Source organism: Butyricicoccus sp. AF35-5AC (genome assembly GCF_003477715.1).
Classification (GTDB): Bacteria; Bacillota; Clostridia; order Oscillospirales; family Butyricicoccaceae; genus Agathobaculum; species Agathobaculum butyriciproducens.
Genome location: NZ_QUDX01000012.1, coordinates 1 through 14617 on the forward strand (window position 1 = coordinate 1; position 14617 = coordinate 14617).

The window sequence follows — 14617 nt, forward strand, 5'->3', positions numbered from 1 at the left end:
TCAGGACAGCGCGACCATGTACGAGGTCATGAAGGGAACGGCCTCGGCGCGGGAGGCCATCCAGCACACATCCAGCTGCGATATCATTCCGGCCAATACCATCCTTGCGGGCATTGAGCAGGAGCTGCACAACGTCGGCAAAGAGATGACGCTCCGCGAGAAGCTGCGCGACGAGCAGACCGGCGTTGCGGAAGAATACGATTACATCCTCATCGACTGTCCGCCGTCACTCGGTCTGCTGACCGTGAACGCCCTGACCGCTGCCGACTATCTGCTCATCCCGACCATGGCGGAGACCTTTGCGGCGTCCGGCATCACCCAGCTGTATGATACTTACAAGTCGGTAAAGAAATACACCAATCCGGCGCTCAGGATCGACGGCGTACTGCTCACGCGCACCGAGCGCACCCGTGTCACTAGGACCATTCAGGAGCTGACCGAAAAAATCGCGGACTACATGGGCGCGGACGTTTACCGCACGACCATTCGCAGCAACGTGATCATCAAGGAAGCGCAGGCTGTGCAGGAGAACGTGTTTGACTACATCGAGAGCAAGGCACAGACCAAGGGCGAGCGCGTTTCCGAGGCCAGCCGGAATTTTGTGAATGACTGTCTGAATTTCGTCAAAGAGTTTGTGGAGAAGGAGAGGGAACAGTAATGGCAAGACTCAGTGCAGAGGAAATGTTCAAGAATATGATCGGCCGCAAGGACGAGGAACCGCAGCCGGCACAGGAAACCGCTGCCGCACCGACTGCGGAGAAGAAGAAAGCCTCCACCGTGCAGGTGACCGTGCGTCTGCGCCCGGAGCAGCATAAGCAGCTCAAGGCGGCAGCCTTCCACCGCGACTGCGATATGTCTGAGCTGGTACGGCAGGCACTCGATCAGTTTTTCGCGTAACGTTGTAAAGTTGTAACGTTAGAACTTTATATGCAAGAAATTCCGACAAAATAAGGCGTATTTTGTCGGAATTTTGTATTTTATAAAATATTATCTAAATAAAAGTTATAACTTTACAACGTTATAAAGTTATATACTATTGATTTACAGCGTCACATCCACCTTCCATCTCATACGTTAGAACGATTTATATTCGGATTAGACGGATAGAATATAGGGTATGGTTCCGAGGAGATTTATGTTATTTGCTTAGACTCAAACTGTAGACGAGATAGCGGTCAGTTGACACTCTCGGTATTTGAAGCGGTAAGCGATTTGGCATCTGACAGCGGGGCGTTTACCATCAACCCGACCGCTCTCCCTGTGACGCCGAACCAGCACTGCACCAGAGCGCAGATTATGACGTTTCTATATCGGCTATAAGGCAGCAAATAAGTAATGAAAAAAGGAGAAACTGCGGGTGCAGTTTCTCCTTTTTCTATACTGGTTATAGTATAAAGTTATAAAGTTACAACTTTCCGCTCTGCTCACCCGCCAGATACCGTTTGAGCAGAAACGCGCAAAAGTACGGGAACGTATAAATATCATCACTGAACCCGATATTTCCGGCGGTAAATTTGATGCCATAGTGAATATCCTCATACTTATCGCTGGTGATGAGCGTGCGCAGAGATTTCGCCGTGCCTCTCTGGGCCTTGACCTCGACCGGAATGAGCGCGGATGCCGTGCGGACGAAGAAATCCTGCTCGAGCGTGGAATCCTCGCGCTTGTAGTAATACAGCTGATACCCGGCCTTGACGAGCGCCTCACCGACCACATTCTCATACAGTGCGCCCTTGTACACGCCGAGGTTTTTGTTGGCGCGCAAGTCCTCCTGCGCCTCCTCATCGAGCATGGCGACGAGCTGGCCGCTGTCCGCAAAATACAGCTTGTACTTTGTCTCGTCGTAATTGCCCTTGAGCGGCAGTTCCGGGAAATTCAGGCAGTAGCAGATGTTGACCATACCGGCATCGTTCAGCCACTCAATGCAGCCGCGGTAATCGCGGAAACGCGCACCGGACGCGACCTTGGAAATCTGGAATTTCTTATTATCCTTGGCAAGCTGCACCGGAATGTGCTGAAACACATTCAAAATGCGGGTCTGGTCCATGCCGTCAGCGCATTTGCGGATGTTCTCTTTGTAGTCCGCGATCAGCTGGCGCTGGGTTTCGAGTGAGCCTTCAAACGTGCCCTTTTCGATGAATTCGCGGACAACGGCAGGCATGCCGCCGAGAATGCAGTAGTTAAGGAACAGCTCGCTGCAGACCGACATTTCCAGTTCGTTGAACGGTGTCAGCGTGTGCATATGCGTCAGCATATCGTCGATAAAGGCATCATCGTAGCCGCCGGCCCACAAAAATTCCTCAAAGTCCAGCGAGAACATCTCGTAATCGGTCTTGTAGCCGACACTGTTGCTCTCAATTTTACGGTAGTTGAGACCGAGCATGGAACCGCTGCAAATGACGTCGAACCGGCCGTCGATCTTAAAGAATTTGAGCGCGGTCGCAATGTCGGGAAACTCCTGCAGTTCATCGAAGAAAATCAGGGTCTCACCCTCGATAAAACGCTTAGACGGGTCGATACGCGAGATATTTTTGATGATATCCGCCGCTTTGTAGCCGTCCGCGGTGATCATTTTGTACTTTGGCTCTTCCACGAAGTTGATCGTGATAACGCTCGTGTAGTTGCCATCGGCAAAGCGCTGAATGGATTCGGTCTTGCCGACCTGCCGCGGCCCTTTGACGATAAGCGGCTTTTTATCCGGATTTGCTTTCCATGCCGACAGAAAAGCGTCGATTTTGCGTTTTAGATAGAGCATTTTGTTTCACCTCTCATGAGGGTATTATACCCCGACAGAGGAAGAAATGCAATTGCCCGCACAAAATTAAAGCGAGAATTATTAGTCTGTTCACATTTTATGAGCGAGTTATTGCATATAAATCGCATTTTTAAGGTTTCACTGCCGTGCGGCAGAGGATGTGCAGCAGCGGTTGAGTTGGTGCGAACCTCGTGTTATAATAACAATAAATAGTAACAACTCGAGCCCCTGCGGGGGACAGCAACAAAAACAAAAAAGCATGCATATAGCATGCTTTTTTGCTTTCTATCACGCTTTTTGATACCAGCCGTTCGTCTGTTCAATAAGCCCAAGCTGCTCGAGCTGCCCAAGCCGCTGCTTGGTATAGCGCGGGTTCAGATGAATCTTCACCGCGATCTGCCGCAGGCTATGCGGCTGCTCGAGCAACACGAGCATCGCATCATACCGCCTGATCCTGCGCGCCGTATGTGCCCTTGCGCGCTGGATATGATACAACCGTCGGCGTTCCTCGACACTAAGCTGGTCGACGATGCGCAGCGCCTTTCCCGGACGTGCGAGAATGGCAATACTGCAATCATCCTGTGTGCGCGGACAGACCACGGAAGCGAACGTGTCGGCAAGCTGCCGCTGTAGCACATCGGCGCGGATGAGACACGCGCGCTGTATCACATCGGTCAGGATATCCGCGAGCGCGCGGCTCGGTTTGTGATACAGGCTGTGCTCGGTGCCGTCGCTCATCAGCACGAATGCGGCTTTGTCCCGCAGTTCGCCCTTGAACAGCCGCATGGTCTCGGCGGCCTTGTCCGAGGTGACAAAGGTGGTCTCATTCGCAAACTCGCCGTTGTCCGGCACGGACGCTACTTTGAGTGTATCGCCATCCAGATACCCGATCACGCCATCCCCGATATGCGCGAGCAGAAACCGGTTTTCGCTGACCGCCGCCAACAGCAGCGTGCATGCCAAATCGTGTATATTGCAGCGATGTTTTTCGGCTTCTTCGGTCAGCTCATGCCGCAGGACGGAGAGCATCTCCTGCCGAACAGCCTCGGCATCCTCACATTCCTGATACTGAGCAAACCGGTCCGCGGCCAGTTCGGCGGCGGCTCGGACCACCCGTTCCGCGCCGAAATGCGACAGCCGAGCCGAACCGGCGCCGTCCGACAGCACAATGATATGCACGCCGTTTTTGTCCAACCGGAAGGTCTTATCCTGACAGGGCACACCGCTTTTCCGGTGTCCGCTGCCTTGTGCGGCACAGCATACCGATCTCCACATGTGATCGCTCCTTTCTGTTACAGCTCGGCCCAGCCCTTGATACCTTCAAAGTCGAGGGAAATGCTCTCACCGGCGATGGACTGGGATGTGGTGGAAACACTCTGGCTGAGCCACTCGAAGAACTCGCGGAATTTCAGTCCTTTCAGCTTGAGCGGCGAACGCATCGGTGAAAATTCGGCCAGCGCCTTCATATCGGCATGGGCGCCGATGCCGATTGGAAAAACGGATAGCTTTTTGTCTCTTGCAAGGCTGTCCATACGCTGTTTGGCGCGTGCCAGCTGGTCGGCAGCACCGTTCGGTGCACCGTCGCTCATCAGCACGAACCACGGCTGAAAGTAGTCCACGCCGACACTACGGAACTGCTCCTTGCGGCGTTCGAGCAGGTCAAGCCCCAGGTTGATAGCCTCGCCCATGGGCGTCATGCCGCCGGCTGAGAGCATCGGTACCTCCGGCTGCTGGTCGAGGCCGGAGAAATCCCGCAGGCAGACCGGCTCCGTGCCGCCGAAGGTGATAACGCAGATATCAGCGGCGTACAGCGCGGTCTCGTCCTCCTTGATGGCCTGATAGAACTGGTGAACACCTTCGTTCAGTTCCTGAATGGGCAGGCCGTCCATCGAGCCGCTGACATCCAGACACAGGCACACCGGAACGCGGGCAGACGGGTTGCTGACCAGGTTTTTGCAATCAAACAGATATTTTTCGGTAGTATACATAGAAAACACTCCTTTAGCGAATTGAATTGGTTTCAGGGAACAGGTTACATACGGAACCACTTCTCCAGTACGGAGAGGAAGGAGGAGCGGTCGGATTTGATCGGCTCATCGGTCTGCGGTTTCTCTTCACGCGGCATCTGATAGGGAATATCGCTGAAAATAGAGCCGCTTCGGCGTGTCCGGCAGACCTTGCAGCGGCGCGGCAGATGAAAATCCTTCTTGTCGTAGGATTCCTTTTCGCCGTAGGTGATGGAGAACGGCTTTCCGCAGTCCGCGCAGAGCAGTGTCGTGTAGACGGCGTTCTTCTTGTGGTAGCAGTCCGGGCACACGGTCCGTCTCGGCGCCTTTTTGATGTACTTGTGGTAGTTTTTGTACACCATCTCCTGCCCGCACTCGGCACAGTGATAGGTCTCGCCCTTGTTCAGACAGTCACCGCAGATGCCCTCCATCGCCTTGTCAGCCGGCACTTCATTGCCGCAGATGCGGCACTTGATGTACGCAACGTGCGGGTTCTTTTTCAGCCGGGTCGGGAACAGCTCCATCGACATGCTGTCGTGCTCGCACAGCTTGCCGCTCTGCAGCAGGTCGAGGTAATACTCGAACTTGCGCAGCCACACATCCGTGCTGAAACGGGTCTGCTCGGTGCTGTGCAGACCGCCCTTGCGGAAGGTCTCATAGAAGTCGTTCTTGAGGTAGCGCGGCAGGTGGCTCCAGCAGAAGCGCCACATCCCTTCGGGAGCCTTGCCGGAGCAGCGTTCGCCGGAGGCATAGGCGAAATCACCGTTTAAGATGTTCTCAACCTGGTTTTCGCCGCCCTGCAGGGAGTACGGCGGCTTGCCGGGCAGCATGATCATGAACAGCAGCGTTGCAACAGCGAAACGCTCGTTGCCGATGGTGCGCAGGAAGGTCGAGAAGTCCTTGCGCTGGATCTCCGGTGCGGTGAAGTTGATGGTGCCGACTGGACACGGAAAGCCTTCGATCTGGTAGCTGTCGGTATCAACAAAGTACACCTCGGTCGGGGAGACAACCAAAATATTGTTCGGGTTGATATCGCCGAGGATAACGTTGCGGTCGTGCAGGTACTTCAGTTTTTTCAGGATGGTGATGCACAGCGTCACCGTGTCCTGCTTGGTCCAGCTTGGGAAATATTTTTTGAGCAGCTGCGGCTGAAATACGCACTTTTGCAGTTCGCGTCCGTGCGCCTGCCGCATCAGATAGCCGACAAAGTTGTATTCTTTGTCGTACAGCAGCGCCAGCGGAAAGCAAACGCCGTCGCAGCTGAGGTTCTTGCGCGCCAGCAGGCACAGCTTTTCGTGCCGGGTGCGGTTCAGCTTTTCCTTTTTGTAGATCTTGGCGACCATGCCGGGAATGTTGGTCTGGTAGATCGTGCCTTCACCGCCAGCGGTGATCTTGCGGCACAGCTGAATGTTCTTACGGTTGCTGTCGTACAGCGCGGTTACAGTCGCGCCTTCGGATGGAACGGACGAAACCATCCAGTTGCAGGCGTAGGATTTCACCTTGTCGGCCAGCCGGAAGCAGTCATCCGGCGGCACGGCAGCCGGACGGCGAACGGCGGCAGTCTCCGACTTGCTTACCGGTGTTTCACGGCGTTTGGGTCTGCCGAAGATGCCGAGACAGCCGTTCTCGGTGATGCGCTCAACGCGGATGCTGCGCACGCCGTTTACCGCCTTGCTGCTGCGGATGTTCATAATATCGGCTGCAAGATTGTGATCCTGCGTGATGAGCAGCAGATCGTAGCGCAGACGGAACCGGGTAAAGACGGTCTGGAACACGTTGTCCGCGAACAGGCGGTCGTTGTCATCGCCGTAGATGGTGATGAGGTTGGCTTTCTGCAGGCGGTCAATGGTGCTGAGCGCTTTGCAGGCCAGCTGACTGCGGCGCGGATCGACGTGTTCGGGCGCTTTCGCGTGCTTTTCCACCTCGCGGCAGACCTGCAGCGGCACGATGATCTGCTTGTTCTCGCGCAGGAGAAGGGGAATGATGTTGCCCCAGAACTGATCGGCGTTTTCATTCATTAAACTGCAGGTGTCGATGAAGATGAGATACTTCTTAACGGTCTCTTCGAGGTGCTCGGCAAATTTCTTTTCTACGGTATACAACATGATAATTCTCCTTTCAAATCAGTGTCCGCTCAGTTGCCGAACGGCACCGTGGTATATGCGCCCAACTGCTGCAGGTGAGCAATGCGGCTGTTCTTATCCGGATGGCTGCTGGCGAGTCTTGCGAACAGGCCGGTCTCGCGTTCGTCACCGATGCGGTCAAGCAGTGCGCAGAGTGCGTCACCGAAGCCAAGATGGAACGCGAACTCGTCCGCTTCGTACTCGGCGGAACGGCTCGAGTGCATGACGAGGGTGGTGCCGACGCCGCTCCACACCCAGCTGCAGAAGCCGACGAACAGGATCATCATCGCGTGGCAGATCGAGTTCATCACGAGTGCGAATACGCCGTCTCGTCCGCCGACCAGCAGCGCCGCCAGATCGGCACCCCAGTGAATGAAGTTGATGAACAAACGAAGGAGCAGGAGAACGGTGGTGATGATCATGTTGCCGATGGTGACGAACAGGATGAGGTCGGTGTCCTTGTGGGCGATGTGGCCGAACTCGTGAGCGAGTGCAGCCTTGATCTGCTCCGGCGGCATGTGCAGCAGTCCTTCGGTGATGCAGATGGTTTTGCGGCCGGTGGCAAAGGCGTTGGCGGACTTGTCGTCGTTCATGAACAGCTGCACGTCTGCGGGAACGGACGGGTCAAGCTCGCGTGCACGCTCGTGTACTTCACGAAACAGCGGCATGATGTAGTTGAGGTAATCGGTTCGGCAGATTTTTTTGCAGCCGGTCTGCAGACGCAGCAGCCACTCGCCGAACGGCGAAAGCGCAACCGCAAGGGACAGCGCATAAAGGACGGCGCCGATGAGCAGTCCAACCGGCACAGGAACATTGCTGGAGTAGAACACGAGCGCGGAGCAGCCGCTGATGATGAGGACGTTCAGGATGAGGTAAATGATCAGAGAAATGTTGGATTTCCGCAGGATTCGTTTGAAAAGATCAATGAAATACATAATAATCGCTCCTTAAAAGTTGTTTTGTTTTCAGCTGATGTACATAGTATAGCATCGGGATATCCATCGGAGATTTCAAAAACAATAGAAAACACAGCCATGGACCGCTGACAGCTGGGTCTATGGCTGTGTTCCATTTTTTCGGAAAATATGGTATACTAAGGACAATACCGTACAATACAGTACATCACGGGGGAACGACATGGACGAAAACAGAGAAGAACGCTTTTACGACCTGTTAGAGGCCGATGAAAACGATGCGGAAGCGCAGTATCAGATCGGTCTGTGCTATTTAAACGGCGACGGAACCGATAAGGATACCCAGAAAGCAGAAACGTATTTCCGCCGTGCTTCCGAACTGGGGCATGCAGCGGCAGCGGAGATGCTGGGGAAGGACAGTATTGCCGATCAATCTCCGAATACCGAGAATGTTAGCCTGCCGGAACTGTGTCTGCGCGCCGAAAAGGGAGATGCGGATGCGCAGTATGCAGCGGCAATGCAGTTTCTGGAGAATAATCGCTCCGAAGCACAGCGTTACCTGCGTATGGCGGCCGAGCAGGGTCATGCGATGGCGTGCTACCAGCTGGCCAGAACCATGCTGCCGGATACGCTCGATTATGGATGTGCTGTACACGAGGAACAGCCGACTTATCAGGAAGCCGTAACGCTGCTTAAAAACGCGGTGGACTGCAGCTGTGCACCGGCAGCGGAGATGTTGGCGCAGTGCTACCTGTACGGACTCGGCGTAGCGCACGACCGCGAACAGGCGGAAAAGAATTTTGAACGCGCGGTTCGGTTTTCCACGCCAGAGCAGGCGGCGGAACAGATGCTTCAGTTAGCACTCCGGTATGCCGAAGGAGAAGATATTGACAAAAGTCTGGGTAAGGCGTTCAGCTGGGTGCGAAAGGCCGAGCAAGCCGGTATGACGGACGCGCGTGCGCAATTTGACGAAAGGCTCGCACAGTACGAGCAGAAGAAGAAGGAACGCGCAGAACAGGAGCGGCGGCAGGCAGAAACGCACGCCGAATGGCAGCGACAGCAGGCGCAGCTGGCCGCCGAGCAGCGGCGGCACCAGGAGGCTATCGCGGCGGAGGAACAGAAACAGCAGGCAGCTGCCGAAGCCGAGCAGAGGAAGCGCCGGGAGGAGGAGACCAAACAGCGGCAGGAGGAAATTGACGCTGCTGCAAAGAAATTACATAGCGAACGCCAAAAGCAGCAAATAAGAGATACGTTCTATCGTTATCTGGACCGCGTGTTGGAGATTTTGGGTCAGATCGCTGGCGGCATCTGCAAAGTGCTGATGTTTATCTTTGGTGGTATTTTCTCCCTGATAGGTTCAAAAGATAAAGACGAATCTTCCTGCGGCTGTATACTGCTGTTTATTGTTGTAGCGTTAATTTGGTATGCAGGAAGCCAGGTATTACATATCTTTTCGTAAAATAAACAGCCTGACCTTATGGTCAGGCTGTTTTTCTGTTATTACAGGTCGTTCAATATGGTCTGCATCTCCTGCTGCAGCGCGGAAATCCTTTCTTGTGCTTCCTTGATCTGCGTGTTCAGCAGTTGTTTTAGCTGGTTGTTACGGTCAACATTCGCCGAATGATTTTTGAGATTCCGGATCTTCTGCACCGTCTGGAAGATGTTCCACAGCATGGCCAGAAGAATAACAAATGCCCATGCAAGCATCATCATACCTACATTATCTGCGTCCGGATCCTGCGGAAGCAATACGCCCCAGAACATCAGCGTCATAAACAGGAAGATAAATTCCGAAATATAGCGGCGGATGCTTCCTTCACGCCAAAACTTAAACATAAATATACCGCTGAGAATCTCGCACAGGCTGATTATAACCGCGTTGGTGCCGTTGCCAGACTGGAAGGATAGCAGCACAAGCCCCAGCATACTTATTGCTGAAACTACTGCACCGATGACCAAAAGGGTTCTCTGAGCCTTTCCCGGCGGTGTGCTGATATCATGCGGCATGGTTAGCCATTTATGCACATTTTCGCGTTCAAACTTTTGCGATTGCGCGCGTGTTACTCGCAGCTCTTGCAGTTTGTTTTCCCATTCCTGCAATTCCTGCTGAATCTCATCATAACGCTTTTGATTTTGGGCTTTGGCCGCCTGACGTTGCTGTTCTTTTTCCTCGGCCTCGCGCTGCTTGACGGCTTCGGCTTCCTGCCTCTGCCGCTCCTTCTCCTCGGCGTCACGCTGCTTCGCTGCGCGATAGTTCTCTACATCGCTGCTGAACTGCTCCATCGCATCGGACACACCGGCGTTTTGCGCGCGCTTGACGTAGCTGAGTGCCTTACCGTAGCTTTCCGGCACGCCGTTGCCGACCGCGTAACGCTCGGCCAGCTCGACCAGCGCCATCGGCTTTCCCTGCTGTGCGTACAGCTCGGCGGCCTTGACAAAATACGCCTCGGCCTGTTCCGGGTCGTTCTGCAGCGTACCGCGTGCGTTCAGATAGCAGTCGGCCAGCCGTTCTGCCGCATGCGGAATACCGCAGTCAAGCGCATTTTTGAAATAGCGGACTGCCTGTTTTTCCTTCTCGAACCGATCATTCTGGTTTGCACAGTTCATCGACTGCTGCAGCAGGCTTTCGCCGAGTTCGTCGCACGCCTGCCCGTTGCCCTGGTCAGCCGCAGCTTTCAGATAGCGGTCTGCTTCGGTCTGCGCCATACCGTGCGCCATGAAGTACCGCGCTGCCGCGTACTGCGCGTCCTTGTCTCCATCCTCGGCTTTCATACACAGTTCGAGGATGTCGGTCTCCGCAGGTTCCTCCGGCGTGCCATGATTGCCGCTTTCGAGCAGCGCTTTCGCCTGCTCGTGTCCCTGATTTGCGGCTCGTGTCAGCCACTTTTCGGCTTCGGCGGTGTCCTTCTCCGTGCCGTCGCCGTTCAGATAACACAGGCCGATCTCATATTGAATGCCGGCGTCATCGGTGTTTTCTTCCATCAGATCATAAAAACGATCTTCTCTGTTCATTGGATGTTCCCCCTTGTTTCTGTATTTTCAGACAGTGCTTTTCGGAGTACCGCCGCAAGCTCCTCCTGCAGCACCTTTGGTCCTTGCAGCTGCACCATTGGGCCGAGATACAGCAGCCGCCGAACGATCTCATGCGCGTCAAACCGGTACCACCGGAAGGACAGCTGCACCATATCGTGCGAGGTCTGCCGCGTTTCCTCGAACTGCTGGTTCTCGAACACGAGAAAACAGCGTTCGACGGCTCCCTTTTCCGGTTTGACGGCCAGCCGCACCGGTTCGGGTATGAGCAGGCGTTCCATCGCCTGTTCGATCTTCTCTTCCGGCACATCGCTCGTCTGCATCGGTTCCGGTTCGAGGATGTTCTCTAACTTGGCTTTGATCGTGCGGCCCTGCTCCTCAGAATAGAGGATCAGCCACCAACGGCGGTCAAACGCGCTGTATTCCAGCTTCCATGGCAGAGCGGAGGCGGTCTGCGGCGTTTTGTCATCCCGGGTGCGGAATCGGTAGCGGATGTTCTGCCGACCACGTATCGCGCGGAGCAGCGTCCGAATTTTCTCCTGCTCCTGCAGGCCGCATGGCGCTGCATGCGGTGCATAACGCTGTATTGCGTCAAACGAATCGCTGCCGCCGCAGAACTCCGACAGGCGGTCGTACAGGTTTTCCTCGAGCAGCAGCCGCGCCTCCGGCATGGCCAGCATGTACGAGAGCCACTGCTTTTCAGTCTGCTGCATCGGCAGGCGCAGTTTTCGGTAGTTAAGGTTCAGATAATAGCGATTGTCCGCGCGTTGGACAATTTCGTAATCGAGCAGCGGTTTTATGACCGAATCTGCTTCGGTAAGCCCTTTTTTTCTCGCCAGTTCAAAGGCTTCGCGGACGGAAATCGTTTGACCGCCTTGCAGCCGCGCGAGCAGCTCCAGCGCGAGAAGAAAGGCGCGATTATAGTATTTATGAAACAAATTCACGGCATATTTCTCTCCAGATTTTCGAGCATTTGTGTCAGATGGGACGAGATCCGGCTGTCCAGATCGTGTTCTCCGGGCAGAATGCGCAGCCACGGCGCAAAGGAGCGCAAAAACGGCACCAGTTCACCCGGATCGTTGACATAAGCGCAGTAGTATTCCTGCCCGTCCTGTTCGATGATCTGTCCCTGCCGTATCTCGCGTTCGAACTGGGTGCGCATACCGGGCGCGCTGTCGAAATGCAGTTCGGCACGAACCTCGGTTGTATCTCCGTAGGTGATGCGGCCCGAGCAGCCGGTGTGCGTGAAGGTGTCGGCAACCGTCTGCACCGCGTGTTCCCAGACCTCCTCGGATACCGGTTTACCCTTTTTCACCGCATGGATGCTGCCGAGCCGCACCATCGTCGGCATTTCACCGCGCATACCGAGCAAATACCAGCGGCCCAGCCGGGTGTCGATGCGAACGGCCACCGGCAGCAGCGTTACGGTTTCTGCCGCCGGCTTGACACGTCCCTGCACGGCCTTTTCGGTTTTCAGCTTGTCCCATTTGACTTCCGCTTCGGCGTGCTGCGCGATGATATCCAGCAGCTGATAGACCAGATCCTCGTCCAGGATATTGGCGTTTGTGTTATGGCGCAGCAGGAAAGGAGACGGATGCTCATGCGTATCGCCACGGCGATAGCGCTCGTGTGCCACCTGTTCGCAGATAAAATATCCGGTTGCGCGAGGATAGCCGACACCCGAAGCAAAGGTGACGAAATGCTCGAACTGCATCAGCTCATCTTCGGACAGAATGCCGAGAATGTCCGGCGAGACGGCAAACCGGCTGCCGTTTTTACACAGATAACCGGCGCTCGCCAGGTCTTTCAGGTGGCGCAGCACCCAGTTATACAGCGAAGTGCCGTCGGCATCGCTTTTACCCTCTTTTTCGAGTCGGCTGCACAGTTCAGGTGCGGTAGCTGGCTTCTGCGCCAGACCATTCAGCATGGAGAGCGTCAGCGGCAGTTCCTTTTGCTCGTCCATCGTGTACAGCGAGTAGCTGCCGGACAGACCGTATTTTCCGCTCTCGGTATACAGCCGTTCCATCCGCGGGTACTTGTGTCCGCCGCGGACAAGTGCATTCTGCTCATCCTTCGGAAAGATATCGTAGATCAGCCGCAATTCCTGATCGTAGGATTTGACCTTGATGATATTCGCCGCTTCAAAATCCTCGCGGGAGAAAAAGCCGTATAAGTAGATATGACTGAGCAGGCTGCGAATGCTCTCGTACTGCCGCCGTCCTGTGATGTTTTTACCCATAACCCATCCTTTTTTCGTTTCTCTCAGAGTTTGAGCAGATTGGGATCCGTGTGGCCCTCCTGCTTTTCCTGCACCCGAATGACGATCAGGCTCATATCATCCGAGGTGCGGGACCAGAACACTTCGTTCATGTTCTTTTCCAGCAGAAAGCTGACCTCGTCCTCTTCCTTCTCTTTCAGCCAGCGTGCAATGGTCCGGCAGGCCGGAGCAGGCTCGCCGGTCGAAGTCTGATACAGGCTTTTCGCCGTGCCGTCGCTCATCATGAGCAGGGTGCTGCCGGCTTGGAGCGTGCCCTTCTGAATTCGCAGATGCTCGACCGCATCGTCGCCGGTGATGAACCAGGTTTCGTTTTCGTATTCGCCGTTTTCCGGCGGACTGAATGTGCGCATTTCGCCATTCGGCTCTACAAGAATCTGCACACCGTCTCCGATGTGACCGGAGATATAGCGGCCGTCCTCAGCGATGGCAACAAACAGCAGCGTGCACGCCTGATCGTAAAGCGAATAGGGTTTGTTCAGCATGGCATTGGTGGCTTCGACCCATGCACCGGTTGCGACCATGTGCGGTTCGTATTCCCAAAAATCTTCAAAGCGTACGTTCAGCTTGCTTGCAACCGCAACGGTTGCCAGCTCTGCACCGATGTGGCTGTACGGACGGCTTCCGGCGCCGTCTGCAAGTGCAGCCGTGGTGTAATCATCACCGGCGAATACCGCTGTTTTGTCCTGACAGGGGATGTTATGCAGACTATGGTCCGAGCCGGTCACCCTTGCTAAACTGATCTTGAATTCCATACGGTTCACCTCTTGTAAACGGTCTTTACTTCACCCCATTCAGCGGTAGGATCGTACTTGACTTCCTCGCCGCTGAGCGATCGGCTGGTCTTTTGGATACTGCGGCTCAGCCAGCCGAAAAAGTCCATAAAGCGCAGGTCGTTCAGATACTGCACCTGACCGTCCGGCGACAGTTTGCCGAGCGACGTATACTCCGCCTTATCCGCATCGCCGACCGACACGCACAGCACGCTGAGGTGCTTTTCGTCACTTTCGGTCTTGAGCAGCCTGGCGGCCTTGTCCAGATCACGCATGGACTGGCTTTCGTCGCCGTCTCCGATCAGGACGAGCCATGGACGGTAATGGCTGACACCGACCTTGTTGTACCGCTCGAGACGCCGCTGCAGAATGGTATGTGCGGTGAACACGGCGTCGGCAAGCGGCGTTTCACCGTCGGCGTGCAGTTCCGGAATTTTGAGCCGATCAGGCGACTCAAAATCGCATTCTACACGGGCCGAGGTTCCGCCGTAGCTGACAATGCACAGTTCAACCGAATCCGCCGCGATCGGATCGTTCTCCAGTTCCCGGCGAAAGCGTTCGAGACCCTCCATCATCTTGTGCAGACGACCGTTCTGCAGCATGGAATACGAGCAGTCCACGCATACGATGATCGGTGTGCGCGATTCCGGATTGTTGGCCAGTTCTGTAAGGCTGATCTTGCTTTCCTCCGGTGTCTCTACCGGATATTTGGGTTTTTTACTGGAAGCCATAGTGGTTTCT

The 14617-nt window shown here is 55.0% G+C and carries 13 protein-coding genes; 3 read left to right on the forward strand and 10 right to left on the reverse strand.

The features are described from left to right. Together DWZ82_RS12490 and DWZ82_RS12495 are read left to right on the forward strand one after the other, a co-directional pair. Positions 1–658 (forward strand): ParA family protein (locus DWZ82_RS12490; protein ID WP_118481076.1); only part of this gene is annotated, 658 nt, incomplete at its 5' end. Then, positions 658–897 (forward strand): hypothetical protein, encoded by a 240-nt coding sequence (locus tag DWZ82_RS12495; RefSeq protein WP_117491941.1) that lies wholly within the window; start codon positions 658–660, stop codon positions 895–897. The genes DWZ82_RS12490 and DWZ82_RS12495, both read left to right, overlap by 1 nt. A gap of 508 nt (positions 898–1405) precedes the next feature. Here the strand turns inward: DWZ82_RS12495 and DWZ82_RS12500 are convergent. From DWZ82_RS12500 to DWZ82_RS12520, 5 genes are all read right to left on the reverse strand, one after another. Continuing rightward, the gene (locus tag DWZ82_RS12500; protein WP_118481077.1) at positions 1406–2755 is read right to left on the reverse strand and encodes an ATP-binding protein; all 1350 of its coding nucleotides are present in this window, start codon (positions 2753–2755) and stop codon (positions 1406–1408) included. A gap of 288 nt (positions 2756–3043) precedes the next feature. Further along, a complete protein-coding gene (locus DWZ82_RS12505; protein ID WP_118481078.1) occupies positions 3044–4030 on the reverse strand; it encodes a PP2C family serine/threonine-protein phosphatase in 987 nt (328 codons plus the stop codon). Between the two features lie 17 nt (positions 4031–4047). Further along, entirely contained in the window at positions 4048–4743 is a 696-nt protein-coding gene (locus tag DWZ82_RS12510; protein WP_118481079.1) for a vWA domain-containing protein, read from the reverse strand. 44 nt (positions 4744–4787) lie between these two features. Beyond that, positions 4788–6866, reverse strand: a complete 2079-nt coding sequence (locus DWZ82_RS15720) for a zinc-ribbon domain containing protein (RefSeq protein WP_118481080.1) — start codon at positions 6864–6866, stop codon at positions 4788–4790. 29 nt (positions 6867–6895) lie between these two features. Then, entirely contained in the window at positions 6896–7819 is a 924-nt protein-coding gene (locus DWZ82_RS12520; protein WP_118481081.1) for a M48 family metalloprotease, read from the reverse strand. Between the two features lie 202 nt (positions 7820–8021). Here DWZ82_RS12520 and DWZ82_RS12525 point away from each other — a divergent pair, with 202 nt between their 5' ends. Then, a complete protein-coding gene (locus DWZ82_RS12525) occupies positions 8022–9257 on the forward strand; it encodes a tetratricopeptide repeat protein (protein WP_118481082.1) in 1236 nt (411 codons plus the stop codon). A 41-nt stretch (positions 9258–9298) separates the two neighbouring features. On the opposite strand, the gene DWZ82_RS12530 is transcribed toward DWZ82_RS12525, so the two are convergent. The 5 genes from DWZ82_RS12530 to DWZ82_RS12550 are packed head-to-tail and all read right to left on the reverse strand — an operon-like array spanning position 9299 to position 14607. Further along, positions 9299–10810: a tetratricopeptide repeat protein gene (locus DWZ82_RS12530; RefSeq protein ID WP_118481083.1), complete on the reverse strand. Its 1512-nt coding sequence runs from the start codon at positions 10808–10810 to the stop codon at positions 9299–9301. After that, the gene (locus tag DWZ82_RS12535; protein WP_118481084.1) at positions 10807–11772 is read right to left on the reverse strand and encodes a WYL domain-containing protein; all 966 of its coding nucleotides are present in this window, start codon (positions 11770–11772) and stop codon (positions 10807–10809) included. The genes DWZ82_RS12530 and DWZ82_RS12535 overlap by 4 nt, the downstream gene beginning before the upstream one ends. Then, positions 11769–13067 carry a hypothetical protein gene (locus DWZ82_RS12540; protein ID WP_118481085.1) on the reverse strand — a complete coding sequence of 433 codons (1299 nt, stop codon included), beginning with the start codon at positions 13065–13067 and terminating at the stop codon, positions 11769–11771. The genes DWZ82_RS12535 and DWZ82_RS12540 overlap by 4 nt, the downstream gene beginning before the upstream one ends. Before the next feature lie 23 nt (positions 13068–13090). Continuing rightward, the gene (locus DWZ82_RS12545; protein WP_118481086.1) at positions 13091–13858 is read right to left on the reverse strand and encodes a PP2C family serine/threonine-protein phosphatase; all 768 of its coding nucleotides are present in this window, start codon (positions 13856–13858) and stop codon (positions 13091–13093) included. A gap of 5 nt (positions 13859–13863) precedes the next feature. Continuing rightward, on the reverse strand, positions 13864–14607 hold the full coding sequence (locus tag DWZ82_RS12550; protein WP_118481087.1) for a vWA domain-containing protein: 744 nt from the start codon (positions 14605–14607) through the stop codon (positions 13864–13866). Positions 14608–14617: the final 10 nt, after the last annotated feature.

Bases quoted from the DNA above. Each gene is read 5' to 3' on its own strand.
- DWZ82_RS12495 (WP_117491941.1), top strand. From the start codon at position 658: ATGGCAAGACTCAGTGCAGAGGAAATGTTCAAGAATATGATCGGCCGC.
- DWZ82_RS12500 (WP_118481077.1), bottom strand. From the start codon at position 2,755: ATGCTCTATCTAAAACGCAAAATCGACGCTTTTCTGTCGGCATGGAAA.
- DWZ82_RS12505 (WP_118481078.1), bottom strand. From the start codon at position 4,030: ATGTGGAGATCGGTATGCTGTGCCGCACAAGGCAGCGGACACCGGAAA.
- DWZ82_RS12510 (WP_118481079.1), bottom strand. From the start codon at position 4,743: ATGTATACTACCGAAAAATATCTGTTTGATTGCAAAAACCTGGTCAGC.
- DWZ82_RS15720 (WP_118481080.1), bottom strand. From the start codon at position 6,866: ATGTTGTATACCGTAGAAAAGAAATTTGCCGAGCACCTCGAAGAGACC.
- DWZ82_RS12520 (WP_118481081.1), bottom strand. From the start codon at position 7,819: ATGTATTTCATTGATCTTTTCAAACGAATCCTGCGGAAATCCAACATT.
- DWZ82_RS12525 (WP_118481082.1), top strand. From the start codon at position 8,022: ATGGACGAAAACAGAGAAGAACGCTTTTACGACCTGTTAGAGGCCGAT.
- DWZ82_RS12530 (WP_118481083.1), bottom strand. From the start codon at position 10,810: ATGAACAGAGAAGATCGTTTTTATGATCTGATGGAAGAAAACACCGAT.
- DWZ82_RS12540 (WP_118481085.1), bottom strand. From the start codon at position 13,067: ATGGGTAAAAACATCACAGGACGGCGGCAGTACGAGAGCATTCGCAGC.
- DWZ82_RS12545 (WP_118481086.1), bottom strand. From the start codon at position 13,858: ATGGAATTCAAGATCAGTTTAGCAAGGGTGACCGGCTCGGACCATAGT.
- DWZ82_RS12550 (WP_118481087.1), bottom strand. From the start codon at position 14,607: ATGGCTTCCAGTAAAAAACCCAAATATCCGGTAGAGACACCGGAGGAA.